This is a genomic window from Agarivorans sp. DSG3-1, from assembly GCF_046774965.1.
Taxonomy (GTDB): Bacteria; Pseudomonadota; Gammaproteobacteria; order Enterobacterales; family Celerinatantimonadaceae; genus Agarivorans.
Genome location: NZ_CP177241.1, coordinates 711,012 through 729,977 on the forward strand (window position 1 = coordinate 711,012; position 18,966 = coordinate 729,977).

16 protein-coding genes are annotated in these 18,966 nt (G+C 45.2%); 4 read left to right on the top strand and 12 right to left on the bottom strand.

The window, feature by feature from the left end; genetic code table 11:
- Positions 1-50: 50 nt before the first annotated feature.
- Both ACLD71_RS03370 and ACLD71_RS03375 read left to right on the top strand, forming a co-directional pair.
- Complete coding sequence (locus ACLD71_RS03370) at positions 51-1,811, top strand: alkaline phosphatase D family protein (protein WP_411992973.1); 1,761 nt, start codon at positions 51-53, stop codon at positions 1,809-1,811.
- Positions 1,812-1,960: 149 nt separating this feature from the next.
- Positions 1,961-2,131: a hypothetical protein gene (locus ACLD71_RS03375; RefSeq protein ID WP_411992975.1), complete on the top strand. Its 171-nt coding sequence runs from the start codon at positions 1,961-1,963 to the stop codon at positions 2,129-2,131.
- Positions 2,132-2,562: 431 nt separating this feature from the next.
- Here the strand turns inward: ACLD71_RS03375 and ACLD71_RS03380 are convergent, their stop codons facing one another.
- On the bottom strand, positions 2,563-4,977 hold the full coding sequence (locus ACLD71_RS03380) for a TIM-barrel domain-containing protein (protein ID WP_411992977.1): 2,415 nt from the start codon (positions 4,975-4,977) through the stop codon (positions 2,563-2,565).
- 373 nt (positions 4,978-5,350) lie between these two features.
- Between ACLD71_RS03380 and ACLD71_RS03385 the strand changes: the two genes are divergently transcribed.
- Positions 5,351-7,057 carry a hypothetical protein gene (locus ACLD71_RS03385; RefSeq protein ID WP_411992978.1) on the top strand — a complete coding sequence of 569 codons (1,707 nt, stop codon included), beginning with the start codon at positions 5,351-5,353 and terminating at the stop codon, positions 7,055-7,057.
- Between the two features lie 38 nt (positions 7,058-7,095).
- Here ACLD71_RS03385 and ACLD71_RS03390 read toward each other — a convergent pair whose 3' ends face one another.
- The 5 genes from ACLD71_RS03390 to ACLD71_RS03410 all read right to left on the bottom strand — a co-directional run bounded on the left by ACLD71_RS03390 (position 7,096) and on the right by ACLD71_RS03410 (position 12,900).
- Positions 7,096-9,303, bottom strand: coding sequence for a multiheme c-type cytochrome (locus ACLD71_RS03390; RefSeq protein WP_411992980.1), 2,208 nt, complete (start codon positions 9,301-9,303; stop codon positions 7,096-7,098).
- Positions 9,304-9,526: 223 nt separating this feature from the next.
- Entirely contained in the window at positions 9,527-9,934 is a 408-nt protein-coding gene (locus tag ACLD71_RS03395) for a GNAT family N-acetyltransferase (protein ID WP_137673380.1), read from the bottom strand.
- A 358-nt stretch (positions 9,935-10,292) separates the two neighbouring features.
- Positions 10,293-10,730, bottom strand: coding sequence for a GNAT family N-acetyltransferase (locus ACLD71_RS03400; protein WP_137673379.1), 438 nt, complete (start codon positions 10,728-10,730; stop codon positions 10,293-10,295).
- A 159-nt stretch (positions 10,731-10,889) separates the two neighbouring features.
- On the bottom strand, positions 10,890-11,423 hold the full coding sequence (locus ACLD71_RS03405; protein WP_411992982.1) for a DUF1993 family protein: 534 nt from the start codon (positions 11,421-11,423) through the stop codon (positions 10,890-10,892).
- Between the two features lie 121 nt (positions 11,424-11,544).
- Positions 11,545-12,900 carry a DUF4397 domain-containing protein gene (locus ACLD71_RS03410; protein WP_411992984.1) on the bottom strand — a complete coding sequence of 452 codons (1,356 nt, stop codon included), beginning with the start codon at positions 12,898-12,900 and terminating at the stop codon, positions 11,545-11,547.
- Between the two features lie 562 nt (positions 12,901-13,462).
- Between ACLD71_RS03410 and ACLD71_RS03415 the strand changes: the two genes are divergently transcribed.
- On the top strand, positions 13,463-15,682 hold the full coding sequence (locus tag ACLD71_RS03415) for a glycoside hydrolase family 3 N-terminal domain-containing protein (protein ID WP_137673376.1): 2,220 nt from the start codon (positions 13,463-13,465) through the stop codon (positions 15,680-15,682).
- Positions 15,683-15,734: 52 nt separating this feature from the next.
- Here the strand turns inward: ACLD71_RS03415 and ACLD71_RS03420 are convergent, their stop codons facing one another.
- The 6 genes from ACLD71_RS03420 to ACLD71_RS03445 all read right to left on the bottom strand — a co-directional run bounded on the left by ACLD71_RS03420 (position 15,735) and on the right by ACLD71_RS03445 (position 18,949).
- Positions 15,735-16,265, bottom strand: coding sequence for a DinB family protein (locus ACLD71_RS03420; protein ID WP_411992986.1), 531 nt, complete (start codon positions 16,263-16,265; stop codon positions 15,735-15,737).
- 18 nt (positions 16,266-16,283) lie between these two features.
- Positions 16,284-16,730: a GNAT family N-acetyltransferase gene (locus ACLD71_RS03425; protein WP_411992987.1), complete on the bottom strand. Its 447-nt coding sequence runs from the start codon at positions 16,728-16,730 to the stop codon at positions 16,284-16,286.
- An 80-nt stretch (positions 16,731-16,810) separates the two neighbouring features.
- Positions 16,811-17,260: an inner membrane protein YiaA gene (gene yiaA, locus ACLD71_RS03430; RefSeq protein ID WP_174235946.1), complete on the bottom strand. Its 450-nt coding sequence runs from the start codon at positions 17,258-17,260 to the stop codon at positions 16,811-16,813.
- 127 nt (positions 17,261-17,387) lie between these two features.
- On the bottom strand, positions 17,388-18,191 hold the full coding sequence (locus tag ACLD71_RS03435) for a DUF2145 domain-containing protein (RefSeq protein ID WP_137673373.1): 804 nt from the start codon (positions 18,189-18,191) through the stop codon (positions 17,388-17,390).
- A 31-nt stretch (positions 18,192-18,222) separates the two neighbouring features.
- Positions 18,223-18,609: a hypothetical protein gene (locus ACLD71_RS03440; RefSeq protein ID WP_137673372.1), complete on the bottom strand. Its 387-nt coding sequence runs from the start codon at positions 18,607-18,609 to the stop codon at positions 18,223-18,225.
- Between the two features lie 34 nt (positions 18,610-18,643).
- A complete protein-coding gene (locus tag ACLD71_RS03445; protein ID WP_411992990.1) occupies positions 18,644-18,949 on the bottom strand; it encodes a hypothetical protein in 306 nt (101 codons plus the stop codon).
- Between the last annotated feature and the right edge of the window lie 17 nt (positions 18,950-18,966).

Below are 18,966 nucleotides of genomic sequence, written 5' to 3' on the forward strand. Positions count from 1 at the left end.
ACTCTTCCTTTTTAGATATCTGGCCAGTTTTGTTTACTGAGGGAGTTGTAATGGCGAGTCCAATTTCACGTCGAGATTTTTTAATCATGTCTGCCAAAGGTGCAGGTGCAGCGGTGGTGTCTTATGGCCTAATGGGATGCGGCAGCGCCATCGAACCAGAGATCCCTGTTGAGTTTACCCACGGCGTAGCCAGTGGCGACCCCTTAGCTGATGCGGTCATCTTATGGACACGCGTAACGCCCGCCCGCACCGGTAACATTAAGGTGGCATGGGAGATCGCAACAGATATAGACTTTGCCAATATTATTAGTAATGGCAATACCACCACCAACGCCAGCCGCGACTATACGGTTAAAGTAGACGCTATTGGTTTAGAAGCCGGTCAACACTATTACTATCGCTTTATCAGCGCTGGCACCCTGTCAGCCATAGGTAAAACCAAAACCCTAGTACAAGGCTCGCCAGCCTCTGTGAAACTGGCTGTGATGTCTTGTTCTAATTATCCTGCAGGCTATTTCAATGTTTATGATTTAGCCACTCAGCATGAAGATATCGACGCGGTATTGCACCTCGGTGATTACATTTATGAATACCCACGTGGCGGCTATGCCAGCGAACAAGCCGAACAACTCAATCGCCAAGTATTGCCTGAAGGCGAGTTGTTTAGTTTAGACGACTACCGCACGCGCTACGCCCAATACCATGGTGATAGCAGTTTACAAAAACTGCATGCCATGGTGCCATTTATCACTGTATGGGACGATCACGAAGTTGCTAATGATACTTGGCGCGATGGCGCAGAGAATCACCAAGCAGGCGAAGGTGACTTTGAGCAACGTAAAAACGATGCCCTACAAGCTTACTTTGAGTGGCTACCTATTCGACCTTGGTCAGAAGGTAACCATCAAGAAATTTACCGCAGTTTTAAGTTTGGCGACTTAGTTGATTTACATATGTTAGATACCCGCGTTATTGCTCGAGACAAGCAACTAAACATTGCTGATTATGTCGATTCAAGCACCGATAGTTTTAACGATACCGCTTTTCATGCAGACCAAAACGACCCTAATCGCAGCATGTTAGGTGCAGAGCAATTACAGTGGTTGCAAGACAGCGTCAGCAACACCAGCGGTCGCTGGCAGGTACTTGGCCAACAAGTATTGATGGGCGAAATGTACCTACCGGGTGCAGTAGCACTTAACCTTATGTCGATTCAGCAATACGCAGAGTTGGGTGCCTTAGCTCAGTTGGCTGGCCGCGCTCAAGCAGCTGATCCTACGCTCACCGCTGATGAACTAAGTTATTTAGCTGCCAACCAAGATAAATTAACGCCTGAAGTCATCGCTCAGCTGCAATTACCAAACGTACCCTACAACCTAGACGCTTGGGATGGCTATGCAAACGAGCGTGAAATCTTACTACAAAGCTTTAAAGCGCAAGGCAAAAACCTAGTGGTACTTGCTGGTGATACGCATAACGCTTGGGCTAGTGAGCTTGCTGAGAAAAGCGGCCAGGTGGTGGGTGTTGAATTTGCCACTTCATCGGTAAGTTCACCGGGCTTAGAATACTACTTAGGCATAGATGCCACCGCTGCACCCGCTGCCGAAGCAGGTATTGTGTCTTTGATTGACGGTTTAAAATACATGAATATTCTCAATCGCGGCTTTTTAACCGTGACTTTTACCCAGCAAAGCGCCAAAGCCGATTGGTATTTTGTGGACACTATTTTGTCCACCAACTATCAAGAACTCGGCAGCCGACGAGCTAGTGCAACCAGCATTGCGGGAGCACCAGCAGTAAGCTTAAGCTAATACTCGGTGTAACCGGCGTAGTAATAACTCCAGTATAAACTGGGGTTATTTTTCCCTTTGCCACTCCCCACACTCCATGCTGTTGTTTAAGGCGTAAGTTTCGACTAGCCTGAGTATTCTAGTGTCTTACTCATAAGAAGGATCTTACGATGTCTAGCCCCACCTTAATAACGGCCAACTACAGTGATATTCCAGCCTTAAGCAAAATGTTTATCGCCGCCTACGCCAACAACGAAGCCATGCAAGCGGCACTTCGGAATGATGAAATGGCTGACTACGCTCATGATAGCTATTGGCGCTTTGCTCAGGGTGAATGGTGAATGAAGCAAGGGAAAGTATTTACTACCGTAGCTCATGAAGACTGCGTGATTATGGTGCCACCGGGCAAACACCACAAAAAATAGAAGCTTCGGCTATTGTGGCACGCATTATAGATGCCCGAAACACTGATCTAGCCAAAGACATTTCGAAGCAAATGCTTATTGGCCTAATAACCAAGATAGCTATTGGCTATGGGGGTTAGGCGTCGCGCCTTCTGCCGGAGGGGAAGGTCTAGCAGATGCTGATAATAAAGCCTGTTTTGATGTAGCCTCTAGCGAAAAAGTGGTACTTACCGTTGAGCATAAAGGCTTTAAAACGCTGTCAAAAAATGACAATTTTCCTTGCTGGTTTATGTTACACCCGGCTCAAGCTTAAATCAGGTTAATAACAATAAGCGCATAGCCTACTTCACTGTGCGTTTTATTGTTGATTACTCGGCAAACTCCACCAACCATTCACCACCTTGTTCCACATCAATGCTTTGCATGCCAAGGATTAATCGATGCCCATGCTGCTGCCATTGAGTGACTTGCTCCCCCTCAAAACTCACATTTTTAACCGATGTGCCTGCGGGAATATTGGCCAGTTCTACTTGATAAGCCTTATGTGTTGGGGCCTTAACATAGCTACCTTTAGCGGCTGATAGCTGTATACCAATGCGCTGCTGATGAGTCTGCGCGCTAAACTCTGTGAATTGCCACTGCTGCTGTTGATAAGCAATAGACTCCCCATCATCTTCAATCAACTCTCCTCTAGCGTAGCCGCGCTCATCAAGCACTACCAATAGATCAATGGTTTCATCTTCATTAGTTCGAGGAATCACTGCTCCAGCTTTTACAAATAGCGGCAAACGGTATACACCATCAATGTATAAAGGCTGCTTATAATACTCACCACCGCTGTTTAGCATTTGTTGGCTGCGGTAGTCATACCAAAGACCTTGTGGCAAATAAGCTTGGGTATACTTAGCATTATCTTTCGCCTCTAAGGCCACCAGCATAGCGTCACCCACCAACTTCATTGAACCATTAGCTCTGGCCTTAGCATCTTCTTGGTAGCCATATACTAGCGGAGCAACCACTGCGGTGCCGTTGCGCCATGCTCGATGGGCCAAGGTGTAATAATAAGGATTTAGAGCATAGCGCTGCTGAACATTAAACAAGTTGCTGGCAGTATCGCCAATCCTGTCTGGTGCAGTTTCTTTGCAGTTACACAAATTTTGGGTGTGCGGGCGCACAGGTAAGTCGGTAAACAAGGCCGCTGCTAACCACTGAGTATATTGCTCGTCCCAAGGCGTACCATGAAAACCGCCAATATCTGAGCCAAAGTAATCAATACCCGACAAACTCATGTGCATTTGGGCATTAAAATGGCTACGTAAATTGGCCAAATTTACCCCAATATCACCCGACCACATGGCCACACCGTATCCTTGGCTACCGGCAGTGCCGGAACGACTCATAATAAACGGACGCTGGCTGCGTTTATTGCGCAAATACCCTTGGTAAATACTGCGGCTCCACAGCAAGTTATAAAGGTTATGCACGCTTTGATGATCATGTTTTAGCGCACCATCAATTTTCACCCCTGCATACCAGGCTTTTCGATGATAAAGCTCGGGTTCTCCGAGATCTGTCCAATGGGCAATAATGCCGTCGTCAATCAAGGCTTCACGGCGGTAGTCATGCCAAAATTCCGCACCTTTTTCGCTAGAAAAATCCAGCATGCCACCCTTGCCCCACCAGGGGTTTTCCTTGATTTTGGCAGGTGTCATGCAAGGTGGAGCGCAACTGCGGGCCAATGCGCCAGCGTGCGCTAACGATTGAAACTCATTAAGCGCACCGCCGATATACGGCTCCTCTATGGCCATCACGCTAATGCCGCGTTGTTTTAAGTCGGCAATTTTTTGTTTGGGATCGGGGAAGTTTTTTTCATCCCAAGTGAGTGACCCCATTTGCGTATGATTAGAGTTTTCGCGTATTCCACCGAACCACTGTAAATCCATCACCACGCCCGACAAGGGGAACTTAGCTTGCTGTAACGTAGCCAGCTTATCGTCTAACTCTTGCCAGTTATCGAAGCCGTATTCAGATAACCACAAACCAAACATCGCCTTAGGCGGCACCGGCGGTTTGCCCGTTAGCGTTAAATAGCGGGCTCTCAGAGCAGCGAGGTTATCACCAGCAATAACAATAATTCGCGCGCGCTGGCCCTTACCCTGAATCTGATAAGGCTGCTTGGTAAAGTCAAAAACTAGCGGTTGAATATGATCAAAAAACAAAGCAATGTTTTGTTTACCCTCACCCAGTAAATACATAATGGGTATTTGAGTATTGCCCACGGCGCCTTCACCTTGGTAAACCATGGCATTTCCCATTCGGCTACCCGGTAGGCGTTTACGCCCCAGCCAATCGCCATCGGCTTCGCCTTGAGTATTATGCTGCTGGCCTAATCCATACACCTGCTGAATACCGCCCTTACTTAGGCTTAGCTTCCATCGTTGATTGTTGGTGGATTCAATACACAGTTCGCTGAGTGCCTGCTTTGCATGAGCGGTATCTGTTAGCGACAAACAACGGCCATTCGGGTTTAAGCTAAGCGAATACCAAGGACTAGAAACAGCATCAACAATAGGCGATAAAGTCTGGCTGTCGATGTGCGAAGCCGCTAACATTAAGCTTGGCTCAAACTGGCTGAGTGCGGCATCGCCAGCCGAGAGAATAACGGTATGCTCGTCTAATACCTTGCTTTGCCAAATTGCCTCTGCAGCCTGTGCCGCAACACCGCTTATTGCCAATACCAAAGCAGCGGCTAGTTTCGACGAAAAGTGTAAGCCCATCTTCATAGTTGTTCCTTCAATAGAGGCCTAATAACTAGCAGACCTTACCAGTAAATAAATTCCTTAATAACTAAATTAATCAGCATCTTGTAAAAATGTGACTCAGCAAATTAAGGGCTTCAAATTGCCATCAAAAACAGCCGAAGTTACCTTCGTCACTTGCTCCTTCAACAAGCCAAACTCAATTCACACCGAACAGCACAATATTTTAATGCTGAAAAATTAATAGGATAAATACTCTGCCACTTGACGTCTCAGCCATCTTTTACAGAGTTTGTTGATAAAAATATAATTTTACTTTACGCGCTAAATAAAACACATTCCCCACTCAAAACAACAGTAATTACTGTCATAAAAATGTAAAAGATTGTGAAACATTATGAATAAGTTTGCAGTACTAGGCAGCAGTGCCTTGGTAACGTTAGCGTTAAGCGCGTGCGGTGGAAGCAGTAGCGATAACGGCAATGAACTCCCTCCAACTACAGACCCAGTAAACGGCACCTTTATTGATGCCGCCGTAGAAGGTTTATTCTATAAAGCCTCTCCCAGTGGTTTAAGTGGCTACACTAACGCTGAAGGTACCTTTGAGGTTGAACTTGGTGATGTAGTGTCATTTTATTTGGGCGGCGAAAATGGCATGTTCATCGGAAATAGCTCTTACCGTAGCGTTGTCTCTCCCTTTGAAGTCACCGCCGATACCGGCTCTGCTATGAACTTAGCACGAATACTGCAATCGTTAGATGATGCCAGTAACGGCAGCATTGTTATTCCAGACGATATTGCTAAGCCAGCAGCCGACAGCGATACCCTTATCGCACTCAAGCAAGTGAAGCTAAACAACCTTAATTCTGCAGATGCATTACTTGAAGAAGTGGAAGCCAGTGAGTGGGTAAGTGAAGAAGAAGCCGCCGAGCATTTAAATGAATCACTAGATGGCATTGAACGTGGCGATAGCGATGTAATTGATGCCTTTAGTAAAGGCAGCGGCGAATACTTACGTTTATCTGAAGTGGTTATGAACGGCCAGTACGGCAATAACTCAACGCTATATCAAAACGTACACATGGACCGGACAATTCCCGATGAAGCATTCAAAAATGCCAGCTTCGGAATAAGCTCTGAAGTGCTGCATTTAGCCAGCAATGCATTGGTCATTAAAGCTGGAACGTCTGACCAGCGTTATAGCTCACAATGGGCCAAAGAGTTCATTGCTTGTGAACTAAACGGCGGCGAATTTACCGTAAATAACAACACTCCAGAGTGTTTTAACGCAGATTCAAACACTTACTCTGCAGAAGACTTCGCGATTGAACCTGGCTTTCAATTAGTGGTTAAAGATCCAAGCCAAATTAACACCGAAGATGAAGCAATTGATTACGCAGAAGTGGCCAGTTTTGGTGGCTTATTTGCGTGTATGAACGAGCAAAACTGTAGCCAAGCAAACTTAACCGCTTTAGGTCAAAGCGAGCTTGAAGACGATGGCGAACTTAAGCAACAAACCTATAGCACCAGCTACGACAATGCGACCGGAATTTACACCGACCAAACCATTGAAGTTACCCTTGACGGTGCAGGCAATCAGCTAAGAAAAAGCGCATCTACTTCATACAGCTATTTGGTTAATCCAAACGTAGACAATGGCGAACGCTATATAGATTTTAGCGGTACCTGGTTAGCTGAAACCAATATCGCAGGCTGTAGCTTAACCGGTCAACTCAGCTATCAGTTTGGCGCAAGTGATATTCGCGTGGTAGGCAAAGAGTTGCATACTCAACAAGGCGGAGATTGCATACTTGAAGATATGGACGAAACGGTTTCTTACGCAGATTTAGCCAACATGGCCTTTTGGTGGTTTGGCGTAAATGCTGGCCAAACAAGCAAAGCGACCTTAGCTCAACTTAACTCGTCAGTTCGTTGGTGTGATGACGACGAAGTGATTGAGGGACAATTGTGTCAATCACCAAAGATTGAACAATGGAGTTATGTTGCAGCAGGTAAAAACTGGGACCAAGGTGTATTAACCTCTACAGCCTTCGTACAGGGTGGTCAGCCTAGCTTTATTACTACTTACACTAAATCATTGTAAGTAATAAAGCTTTCGAAAGGCGCTCTAGAGCGCCTTTTTTATTGCCTATTCAACTCTAGATTGAGTCTCTTAATAACATCCGGTGGAGCTAAAGCCTGCAGCTGCAAAATACATAATTTTGCTTTTGCATCTTTGTGCCGCACCTTCATTTCACACAAGGCGTATAAGTGCTGGGGATTCCGGCTCGTATCATAAGCCCTGCTTAAAGCTTGCTGGGCTTTGCTTACGTCTAAAGACTCTAAAGACAAGCCATAAACATACCAAAAATGGCTATTACTCGGTTCACGTTCAGTGGCTAACAAAAAGTACTGACTAGCCTCCACCACTTGCTTTTGCCGCAATAAACTCAAACCAGCGCTATACACCAAAGCAGCACTTTTGGGTTGGCCTTTAATACCTTGCGTTAACACAGCAAAGGCTTTTTCTTCTTGCTGAGTGGCGCGGTACATATCCGCCAAATTCACATAGCTATTAACAAAATAAGGCTCTAACTCTATTGCTTGTAGGTAGAGTTGCTCAGCCTTTTTAAACTGACCCTGCGCTAAATACACACCCGCTAGATTGCTTAAAGCAAAACCACGGTCAGCGTTGTATTGCTGAATAGCAATATACTCTTCAAGCGGCCCTTGTAACTGCTGCTGTTGCACTATGCTTAAGCTTTGCCAATCTTTGACCAATGCCGCTGCCGCTTGGCTACGCACTGCCAAAGTCGCATCGCTTAGCAAAGGTTCCAATAAGCGCCAACGCTCGGCAGCCGGGTAATGTTCAGTAGCTTGCACCGCCCCCAAACGCGCTAACGAATTATCACTAGTCACTGCATTCGCTATTGCAATCACTCCCTTGGACCCAGGAAAGCTAGCTAAACGCTGTACCGCAGAAGCCCTAATAATGGGACTTTGATGACGATCTTCAGCAATCAAGGCTAAAGCTTGCCCGGCGCTACGTAAGCCTTTGTCGGCAAGATAAAATGCCTTAGCGAAATGTTGTTCTTGCGTAGACGCTGAATCAGGAAACCACTGCCTTAATTTTTGCTCTGCCCAAACCGCATTTTTATCGGTGTGACAGGTCGTACATACGTTTGGTACACCTGTGGACTGACTAAGATCCGGCCGCGGAACTTGCCAACTATGATCGCGTCGTGGATCCACCTGCATATAAGTAGTGGCAGGCATATGACATGTGGTGCATTTTGCAGCTTCTGTTCCTACAGCATGAAAGCTGTGTTTATCCGCACTGTATTCAGCAGCTATATGGCACTGCATGCAGAGTGCTTGTTCGTCCATTTTCAGTTCAGTGGTGTGGGGATTATGGCAATTACTGCAACTCACGCCTGCTTGATGCATTTTTGATTGCTTGAATGACCCCCAAACATACACTTCATCATAAATTTGCCCATCGTCATGGTATAAATCGGCACTAATTAAACTCGGCTGGTAACGATCTAATAAGCTTCCTGTTACATGATTGTTGGCCTGGCTAATTTGGATTCGGCGGCTATGGCACTGAGCACATACTTTAACTTGCTGACTCGCTTGGCGCTTACCAGCCTGCAAAGTAGGCAGCCCCTCTTGATAAACCCATTCGCTCACCTCTTGCTGTAAGCTGCGGTCAAAACCGCTTTGTTCAGCTATATGCTGCGGGTTTAACTCTACTTGCTGGGCCCATTTTAAATGCTCACTTGCTGGGCCGTGGCAAGCTTCACAGCCAACGTTTATTTCAAACCAAGTGGTATTGTAGGTATTGCTGCTAATGTCATAGCCCTTTTGCAGCTGAGTTGAATGACAGTCTGCACACATGTAGTTCCAGTTTTGTCCGGCATTGGTCCAATAAAACTCATCAGTCTTTTGCATCTTTGGATACAAATGAAACCAACGTTGGCCACCTTGCTCTATAGGGCGAGAATCCCACGCATAGGGAATAAGCTGAACTCGCCCATCGGCAAATTCCACCATGTATTGCTGCAAAGGGTAATAACCAAAGGTATAGCTAATTTTATAGTCTTGTAGCTGTCCATGTGAGCCTTCAATAGTCACCCAATACTGCTCAGCTTTACGGAAAAACCGCATGCTTTTGCCCGCAAAGCTTAAGCTAGCATCAGCAAAATTACCCAACACAGCGTCTTCATTAGCATGGCGCATGGCCATATCGTGGTCAGAGCCCTGCCACTGCTGATACTGATCTTGATGGCAGCTAATACAACTACTCGTGCCGACCCACTCGGCTGCAAATAAAGCTGAGCACATCATGCAAGAGGCTAGAAATTGAAGACCAAAAAGAAGTCGTTTAATTCGAAACATTGCTCACCACGATTTAAAGCAAATAAAACTACTTATAACGGCGATAAGACTAAGCAACTACCACAAGCTATCTCACCACACTTAGTTTAAAAGTGTAGCAAGCTTGAACTAGAGCGCGCCACAATGGCTTATAAAACAAAAACGAGCACCTACCAGCCAGAAAACTTGGGTTTCAACAACGCTCCAAGTGGATCTGTGGTTCTGCGAGTTGGTTAAAACCGAAAGCGCGGTAAAATTCATGGGCACCTTTACTGGCAAGTTTAAAGCGACGAATAGTTTGTAGTTGGGGATGACCCATAATGCGGTGCATCATGGCCTTAGCCAATCCTTTACCTTGATGTTCTTCTAACACAAACACATCGGCTAAATAAGCCACAGTGGCGTAATCAGACACCACCCGCGCAAAGGCCACTTGTTGCTGGTTTAAGTTAAAAGCAGCGAAGCACATCGAGTTATCGATAGCGGTTTTAACCGCCGCTTTAGAGATCCCTCTCGACCAATAGCTGCGCACCAATACTTGGTGAATCATGCTTACATCTAACTGCTTTTTGTCAGTAGCAACGTAATAGCCCTGTTCCATTGTAAAGTTCTCCTCATCCCTTGAATTCAGCATTACAACTTATGGTGTCAGCCAGAAGGCTAAACCCAATAAACCTAGGCTTTGGCTAGAAAACACTCAAGCGAAGACGGGTAACGTTTGGTAACTTTGCTGCGGCCAAATGTAACAACTTGGTAACAATTAGATCTTAAGCCTGATACAACTGGCTTAAGGTATGCTTTGCAGGGATAGAGTCTAAAAAAGTAAACAACCAAAGATAAGGAAAAGTGTGAGTTGGGTTGTTAAGGTCAGCTTTAGCTAGCAGGGATCTAGACACTTTAACATTGATAGCAAATAAGCCGACTAGCGCTAATCATCCTTATAAGAAATCGAAGAAAAACTAGCCTTTAGGAAGTAGATAGAAGTTAGGCTGCCATCGTTCCATATGAATTTCAGGGTGAGCCAATTCGGTAAAGCCAAATTGCTCGTATAAGGAATGAGCATCTTGAGTCGCAAGTTTAAACCGACGGATCCCTTGCAACTTTGGATGCGCCATAATTCGATGCATTAAGGCTTTAGCTAAGCCCTTACCTTGATGCTCTTCCAATACAAATACATCGGCTAAATATCCAAATGTACTGTAGTCACTGATCACCCGAGCAAAACCAACTTGCTGCTTGCTAAAGTCGTAAACCGCAAAACACAAAGAGTGCTCAATGGATTGTTCAACAGTGGCTTTAGGAATACCTTTTGCCCAATAAGATTGAAAGAGTACTTGGTGAATAAGATCGATATCTAATTCAGCTTTATTAGTACTTATATAATATTCTGGATGCATTAAATTACCTCCCCCAACCCTGCTAAACTACAGCTTACTGCAAATAATTTACCGATTGTATCTCGCTAACACAAGGTTTTAGCTGGGATTTTTTACACAGTCGAAATTATCATTAGCCTTGTTATTTTAAATGACTAAATAGCGAGAAAGTAATTGTTTTTAAAAGCTAAAACCCATCGGATATTGATGAAACCCATCAAAATCTTGTTTACTTAGCGGACAGTCCATTTTTCGTAAAATGGCGTAACACATCGAGTAATGAAAAAAGAAGTTAGGCAGCATATATGCTTGTAAATATTCACCAGCAGCTAATTCTAACTCAGCAAACCCGGCCGTAGTGGCTATCGATAAACCTTCAGCACCCTCAAACTGTTCGGGGCGCAATTGTTCAAGATAACAACGGGTCTCTCTAATCTGCTTATGCAAGTTATCGTAGCTAACACTCTCAGGATGATAGTTTTTTATGTCTTGCCTTGCTAACGGGCAGCATGCTCTCAGAGAAAAGTCAATGGCGGTGCTTAATTGCTGACCCAAAGGAAACATATTATCGGCTAAACCAGCAGCTAACAAAGTCGCTTCTTCCATCGATTGTGATATGGCAAAGCATTTGGCTTTATCCAGCAGCAATTCAATTTGATTTAGATAGCGAATAAACACTGGAACACTGGCATGATATAGGTTTATTTCAGACATGATTAAACTTAATCCTTTGACAAAAAACCAGCTTAATATGCATTGTGGTGAGTTACTAGCGCGAGGCCCTTACAGCAAAAAAGAGGCCTGAGGCCTCTTTATATAAATGAACAAGGATTACTTATGGAGCCATAGTATCTACGTTTAACACTAGCCCTGAGAAATCATCAGTAGCTACTGCAGAGTATACTGCACCATTTTCTACCGTCGCCATGCTAGATACCGCTGGCGTGTAAGACATGTCACTAGCTAAAATAACCGCGAAGGTATAACTACCGCCTGGTACATTCAACACAGCGTTGCCTTTAAAGTCGACACCCGATAATACCGCGGTATCGGCGCTAAAGTTGCCATCTGTTGAAGCATGGATGTCAACCAAACCTAAACCACCAGCAGTAGGGCTCGCATGTACCACGCGAATTTTTGAGTAAAGCGCTACCGAGCGTAAGTCTTCGGCAATCACTAAAGGTTCAATAGTATTGTCGGTAATAGCGTTAAGTTTGCCAACAGCGTAAATACTGGTTTCGGCACCGGCCTCTAGCATTACTCCAGGGGCATCGATAACAACCAAGCTATTATCAGCGCTGGCTGCAACACTTAGGTCGTAAGTATCAGCAGGTAGATTACCCGATTGAAAATCTTTGAAAGAGATCCCGGTAAAACCGCTTACTGGAGTACCACTGGCGAGTACATCAACCATTGGGGCATCATCTACAGCGTGCACTGCTCGTACATGGCTAGTGGCATCCATATCACGCACTACGCTTACCGCTGAGCCGTCGGCCAACAATAGATTCACCGGTGAAGCAGCGCCTGTATCAACATTAGGCACCGCAGTTAACATCAGATCTGACCCTCCTGCTAGCGCCACCTCGCCACTATCAAACACCACGGTTTTATCGCCAGTTACAGTAATGCGAATGCGGTAAGTATCAGCAGGTACGATTACCGGTAGGTCTGCACTGTCTACTTTAAACTCTAGATTAGTAATGGCAGCTGCTTCGCTGGTGATCTCAGCTGCAGTTGTTAGGTAAACGTCTACTCCTCCAACCCCCGGATGACCATGTAATACATCTATTCGCACACTGCCAGAATCAACAGCTTCATGGCTGCGACTTAACACTACTGGCTCTAAAGACGCCGCGTTGTTTAGGGCAATAATGTCGTATTGCATGTCTGGTGAAAACTCCAGATTTGCAGCTATCACTTCAGCATTATCACCCGGTAAAATGGCGTCAACGCTAATATCATAACTACCTGAAGCCACCGACACCCAAGCGCTGCCTTGGCGATAATCCACCATGCTGAGTCCGGCAAAGGTTTCACCGTTGGCTTTCACTTCTACCATGGGTGCGTCTGCACTGGCGTGGGTGACTCGTACTGAAGACATTGGAGTAGCTGGATGGTCGTCGTCACTGCCACATGCAGTGAGCAATACAGCGGAGCCAATTAGAAGACCTAGGTTGGTAAGTTTCATGTTCTTTTCCTTAAGTATCTCTGTAGTGGTATCAGCACTAAAACGAGGGCTTTAAGAAATAGGATCACAAAAAAGAGTTAACTATTTTGATATTCTTCAAACAGAAAACATCATACAAATAATGGGTTTACTGGCGCTAGAGTATTGCCAAGCTAATGAATTCATTAGTTAATGTTCAGCAGATAGAACCACTCAACGAGAGGGATTAAACCGTTACCTTTAGTAATACCTAGAATACAAAAACAACCTGAAGCTTAGCAATAAACAGTCTTTGCTAAGCCCCCCTATTCACGAGCGAGTGAGCAGCTTGCTGTTGCTAATTAAGCAATGTTCGAGGTCTTTTTATTTTACCAAATAGCACTCTCTTTTATCCCTGAACGTTAGCTAGAGCGCAAAAGTGTGAGCAACTCTCATGAAACCGCTTACTTTTAATTATTTCATGCTCAATTTTATCTAAGATAGACATCATATTATTAAGATTGCACTGCAAGTTGTTGCCAGTAAAAGTGGCTTACTTAGCATCCAATTAATTCCACTACTCGTTAACCAGAGGAACTGCAGTATGTCGCAGCCGTATACTAACCCGTCTCTTAGCACCGCTGAGCGTGTCGAGAATTTATTATCTCTAATGACTGTTGAAGAAAAAGTAGGGCAAATGCTGCAGTTACCGGCCAACATGCCGGAGAACTTGGGTAAGTTGGAAGACTGGAATGTCGGTAGCTATTTGCACTGTACTGGCAACATGGTGGCAGAGTTACAGGCCCGTGCAGAAAAAACCCGCTTGGGTATTCCACTGATTTTTGGTATCGACGCTATCCATGGTCACTGCTTTGAGAACAACGGTACGGTATTTCCAACTCAACTCGCTTTATCTAGTGCTTGGAGCAAACAACTAAGCCAAAGCATGGCTCATGTTACTGCCGTAGAAACTCGAGCTTGCGGTTTACATTGGACTTTTTCACCAGTGCTTTGTGTGGGGCGTGATAGCCGCTGGGGCCGAGTAAACGAAACCTTTGGTGAAGATCCATGGTTAATTGGCGAGCTCGCCGCCGCTGCAGTATACGGTTATCAAGGTGATACACTGGCCTCAACCGACACTATTTTAGCCTGTGCGAAACACTACGTTGCCTATGGCGAAGCCACCGGTGGCCGCGACGCTTATGAAGCGGAAGTCTCACCTCGTAAGTTGCTGTCGTTATTTTTGCCGCCCTTTGAAAAAGCCGTGAAAGAAGCCAAGGTTGCTACGTTAATGGTGGGTTACCAAGCCATTGACGGCGTGCCGTGTAGCGCCAATAGCTGGCTACTTCGCGAAGTGCCTAAAAACCAATGGGGCATGGACGGTTTTATTGTTACCGACTGGGACAATATTGGCTCACTGCACGACAAACAACGGGTAGCCGTTGACCTACGCCACGCAGCCAAAATTGCGGTGGAATCGGGTAACGACATGATCATGACCACCCCGTCGTTTTACCAGCACGCAATAGATTTAGTGGCCGATGGCGAACTAGATATCGCCTTTATCAACGACGCCGTGTCGCGCATTCTAAAGTATAAATTTGAACTCGGTTTATTTGATGAACACCGCTACACCGATCTCAGCAAGAAAGACCAAATTCTTGGTAACCCAGCTCACTGGCACGAAGCATTAGAAGCTAGCCGCCAATCTCTAACACTACTAAAAAATGAGGGTGTTTTACCGTTATCAAGCGACAGTAAGCCTAAAATTCTTTTGTGTGGCGCCAATGCAGACGACGTGGTAGCGCAACTTGGTGATTGGTCGTTTGGATCTATGCAAGCGGGCGCGGCTGATGACAGTTACCACCAAAAAGATGCCATTACCCTACGCCAAGGCTTACAAGCTGAAGCTGACGCAGGCCGTTGTGAATTAAACTATGTGCGCGGCGCTGCGCCGGCCGAACCAGACTTTGAAGAAATACTGGCAGCTGCAGACGCCGCTAGCAACAGCGACATAGTTATTGCCTGTGTAGGAGATACCTTAAGCCAACATGGTGAGTTCCACGACCGTGCGGACTTAGATTTAAGTGGTCATCAGCAAGCCATGTTGGAAGCCGTTAAAGCCACCGGTAAACCGTTAATTGTGGTATTTATGGCCTCTAAGCCACTGACTATTGGCTGGGTAAAACAACATGCTGACGCGGTAGTTTGCGCCTTTAACCCAGGCGCTAAAGGTGGCCAAGCACTAAGCGAATTACTGTTTGGCGAGCTAAATCCTAGCGGTAAACTCACCATTAGTTTCCCAGAGCATGTTGGTCAATCGCCGGTTTACTACAACAAATACGAAGGCTGGCACGCGCGTTTATCTGAAAGAACCAACAATCAAGAGCGCTACATTGATATGCCAGCATTGCCACTGTTTAGCTTTGGCGAAGGTAAAAGTTATAGTGAGTTTAGCTACAGCGACTTAAGCGTAGCTAATCCTCAACTACCTGCCAGTGATGACTTAGCCAAAGGCGAAGCCCTAATAGTATCGGTAAACATTAGTAATGTAAGCCAACGTACTGGGCTAGAGATTGCTCAGTTATATATTCACGATAGCGCTGCTTCAGTCACGGTACCGGTGCTGCAGTTACGTGGTTTTGAACGCGTAGAACTAGCCGCAGGTGAGACTCGTCGAGTTGAGTTTAGCGTGCCATATAGTGACTTAGCCTTAATCAATGCCAAGTTAGAGAAGGTAGTAGAACCGGGCGAGTTTAAAGTGTTTGTTGGTGCATCCTCTAAAGCAGATGATTTACTAAGCGCCAACTTCCGCGTGGAATAAGCGCGTAACAACCAGCATTATAAAGCCTCTTAAGTTTAGCTAAGGGGCTTTTTTATAGCTCGGGAATATGCACCAGCAAATCGCTTACTCCTATATCCTGCCCGCATTGCGACAGTAAAGTGCTCAGCTGGCCACGATGATGAGTTTGGTGGTTAAAAAAGTGCTGCACTAACAAGCCAAAGTGTTTTTGTTGAGAGAGACCTTTACTGTTTACGTAGCTTAACGGCTGGCTTAAGTCTTGTTCTGTTAGCTGCGTGCTAAATTCTACTATCGCAGCATCCATGGCATTTCTCGCCTCACTTAGCGCTGCGAAATTATCATGAATAATCTCATCTAATTGCTTGGGAGCGGCAAGAGCCTTAACCTTATCCAGGCTACTAAATCCGCTAGGGTGAGCAGCAAACCGCTGCAACCAGAGAGTATCTCCCACCAGAATATGATTTAAGGTGCCCAAGATAGAGCCGAAGAACGCTTGCCTATCTCGTTTTAGTTGCTCATCACTTAGCTGAGCAGCACAGTAGTATAGTTGGCGATTCATCATTTGATTATATCGCGCCATTAATTCAAAACTTTGCTTCATCATCACTCTCTATTTCAGCAACTATACATTCAGCTCATAATGTAGGAATTCACTATCTCTTTGATAACCCAAACTCTCATACAATGCTTGCGCCTTATGGTTGTTATGGGCAGTGGCTAACTCGATACTCACCGCGCCTACCTCTAAAGCGTGTTGCTTGGCAGCATCCATTAAATGCCGAGCAAAACCTTGTCCACGTGCTGATTCACTCACGAACAAATCGTTAAGTATCAATATCGGCTTCGCTTGGGTTGATGAAAAGCTTGGGTATAGCTGAGTAAAACCAAACGCTTGCTGCAAAGACTGTGCGAGTAAAATAGTTGATTGCTGGGCTTGCATGCGCTGTTTAATAAAATGCGTGGCAAGCACGAGATCGTCGGCTTGCTGGTAGAACATTCGGTATTGATTAAAAAGCTCAGCAACTGCGTCCAGTTGCTCAAGTCCTGCTTTAACAATGGTCACTGACATCGGCTAAAATCCTTTTTACTGAAAGCCTTATGGCAATGTTTAACGCTAGCCAATAATAACCTTATTAGCTAGCAACCTATTTACGCCTCATCTGTCGATTCGCTATCAACGCTTGGCGCGCTGTCTTCATCTTCAAAGTAAGCCATATCACGGGTATTCTTTTGTACCGCGATAGCCGCAAACAAACACAAACTGAAAGCCATGGCATAGAATCCTTTTTCACTTAACGCTAAGGTCGCATTAAATAAGCCTATCGCTAACAAACCAACCGAAGCCGCCAAAGAAAACCAGCTTAAACCATAGTAGATGGCGGTTACTTTGATCCCTTCTAACTTGTCTCTTACAGACTTTTGTAGCGATACCGAAGAGAACAGTCCAAATAGTAATAAGGTGAAATAATAGCCTTTTTCGTTTAATTGCATGTCGGCATTCCACAAGCCTATAAGGTAAGCCCCTGCGCCTAAGAATAAAGCCGCCCATGAAGCGCCAACAAAGGCTGAGGTTGGTTTAGGTAACTGTGCTGATTTCATCTCGGTCTTATTCCTTAAGTTTGTGTAAAACGTTCCGCTATCTTGCTGATTAATATACTCTATATCACTTAACGATTGTTTCATATGCTATTCCTTAACTGGCTAATTAAAATTTTTATCAACAACATTACAGTAAAGGTTTATAAGCATCGTGTTGGTATAGCACTACCGAGTGCTCAATGAGGTCTTTCTCTTTTAAGTAGCGTGCAATGCTAGTAAAAGTGGCTGTGTGCGGCTTGCCAGTGTGGTCTTTAGTCGTCACTTCATCAAGGAATAAACCTCCCATAAATAACTTAAAGCGATTTATCTTAATTGGTTGAGAATTAAAGTCAGATTTTGCCAACCATTTCAGTTCTTCTTTGTCGGTAGTATCAAAAATTGCCGCATTTAGCATATCTAAAGTATGCTCGGTACAATTTTGGTATTGGCTATTATATGGGTTAGCTAACACCGAATAGTTGGCATTGTGCACCACATGATTACCGCCATTGTTAATCAACGCCAATAGCCCTGCTTGAACGTCTTTTTTAGGAATAATGATTCCGGCTTTTAAGCTATCCGCTCCCCAGAAAAAATCCACAGGATGGTCGGTGACTAAACTACTATGGCCCAAATCACCTTGGTTTTGATAGAGGTTGTAAATAGCGTAACCATTAGTGGTTTCACCCGAATCCAAAGTGATGCTTGAGTAAACCGCTAAGGCGGTATGGGTAAATTGAATCCCTTTAGGTAAGTCTTTTTGTGGCCGCCCTACGCGGCCAATAATAAATACATTGGCGCGCTGAGCGGCGGCATACTTTTCTACATCTTTAGAGAATTTGGCAATCGCCTCAGGTTTGTGTTTGGCATCTTCAGCTGGGGCGCTGCCTGCGTAACAAGTAGCGCTAAGCAAAGTAATAGACGCGAAGATTAATCCTTTTAATATTTTCATGGTGTTACTCCCTATTTGATGACTTAGCTTATTAATGAATGCCAACTAAAATTTGCTCGCCAATCTTAAAAGGCACAGGTGCACCGGCTTTCTCTGCGACTCCTTGAGCACTTGTGGCTGCAGCGCTGCCCCCTACTGCGAGTGAGGCCGCAGGAACCATTACCGGAACAGAGATAGGCCCGCTATCTTTAACGCCCTTGCCAATACCCGTTCCAACATTGGCGCTGGCACCACCAGCTACGATAACGGGAGTAGTTACCGCACTTACCGCTACTTGGCCACTCCCCTTAAGCCCTGTTGAACCCGCTAAAGCAGAGTGTTTTACCGATTGATTAACATGCTGACCAGACTCAGTCGCAGACAAATGTAGGCTCGAAAGTGCTAACGAAGAGATTAATAATGATTTCCATAATTTCATGATGATAAGTCCTTTATTTTTGTTATTGAGAGAATTAGTGAGTAGAACCAATGATGACTTCATCACCAATTTCAAAAGGCACTGGCACCTCGGCACTTTCAGCAATATGTTGCGCACCGCCAGCTACCCCTCGGCTCACTTCGGCGATGCTGCCACTGGCTAACATCACTGGTGTAGTTATCGCAGCAACTGCCACTTGGCCACTTCCTACAAGACCAGTAGAGCCAGCTAACAAGATATGATGTGCTGATTGACCAAGGTTTTCGAGAGAGCCTGCAGCCATTGCGTTCACGCTAGAAAGCGTAAGAGATGTGATGAACAGTGATTTCCATAATTTCATAATATTTCCCTCTTGGT

What these genes read in the sequence shown, in the direction of transcription:
- ACLD71_RS03370 (WP_411992973.1), top strand. Translation starts at nt 51, where the DNA reads ATGGCGAGTCCAATTTCACGTCGAGATTTTTTAATCATGTCTGCCAAA.
- ACLD71_RS03375 (WP_411992975.1), top strand. Translation starts at nt 1,961, where the DNA reads ATGTCTAGCCCCACCTTAATAACGGCCAACTACAGTGATATTCCAGCC.
- ACLD71_RS03380 (WP_411992977.1), bottom strand. Translation starts at nt 4,977, where the DNA reads ATGAAGATGGGCTTACACTTTTCGTCGAAACTAGCCGCTGCTTTGGTA.
- ACLD71_RS03385 (WP_411992978.1), top strand. Translation starts at nt 5,351, where the DNA reads ATGAATAAGTTTGCAGTACTAGGCAGCAGTGCCTTGGTAACGTTAGCG.
- ACLD71_RS03390 (WP_411992980.1), bottom strand. Translation starts at nt 9,303, where the DNA reads ATGATGTGCTCAGCTTTATTTGCAGCCGAGTGGGTCGGCACGAGTAGT.
- ACLD71_RS03395 (WP_137673380.1), bottom strand. Translation starts at nt 9,934, where the DNA reads ATGGAACAGGGCTATTACGTTGCTACTGACAAAAAGCAGTTAGATGTA.
- ACLD71_RS03400 (WP_137673379.1), bottom strand. Translation starts at nt 10,730, where the DNA reads ATGCATCCAGAATATTATATAAGTACTAATAAAGCTGAATTAGATATC.
- ACLD71_RS03405 (WP_411992982.1), bottom strand. Translation starts at nt 11,423, where the DNA reads ATGTCTGAAATAAACCTATATCATGCCAGTGTTCCAGTGTTTATTCGC.
- ACLD71_RS03410 (WP_411992984.1), bottom strand. Translation starts at nt 12,900, where the DNA reads ATGAAACTTACCAACCTAGGTCTTCTAATTGGCTCCGCTGTATTGCTC.
- ACLD71_RS03415 (WP_137673376.1), top strand. Translation starts at nt 13,463, where the DNA reads ATGTCGCAGCCGTATACTAACCCGTCTCTTAGCACCGCTGAGCGTGTC.
- ACLD71_RS03420 (WP_411992986.1), bottom strand. Translation starts at nt 16,265, where the DNA reads ATGATGAAGCAAAGTTTTGAATTAATGGCGCGATATAATCAAATGATG.
- ACLD71_RS03425 (WP_411992987.1), bottom strand. Translation starts at nt 16,730, where the DNA reads ATGTCAGTGACCATTGTTAAAGCAGGACTTGAGCAACTGGACGCAGTT.
- yiaA (WP_174235946.1), bottom strand. Translation starts at nt 17,260, where the DNA reads ATGAAATCAGCACAGTTACCTAAACCAACCTCAGCCTTTGTTGGCGCT.
- ACLD71_RS03435 (WP_137673373.1), bottom strand. Translation starts at nt 18,191, where the DNA reads ATGAAAATATTAAAAGGATTAATCTTCGCGTCTATTACTTTGCTTAGC.
- ACLD71_RS03440 (WP_137673372.1), bottom strand. Translation starts at nt 18,609, where the DNA reads ATGAAATTATGGAAATCATTATTAATCTCTTCGTTAGCACTTTCGAGC.
- ACLD71_RS03445 (WP_411992990.1), bottom strand. Translation starts at nt 18,949, where the DNA reads ATGAAATTATGGAAATCACTGTTCATCACATCTCTTACGCTTTCTAGC.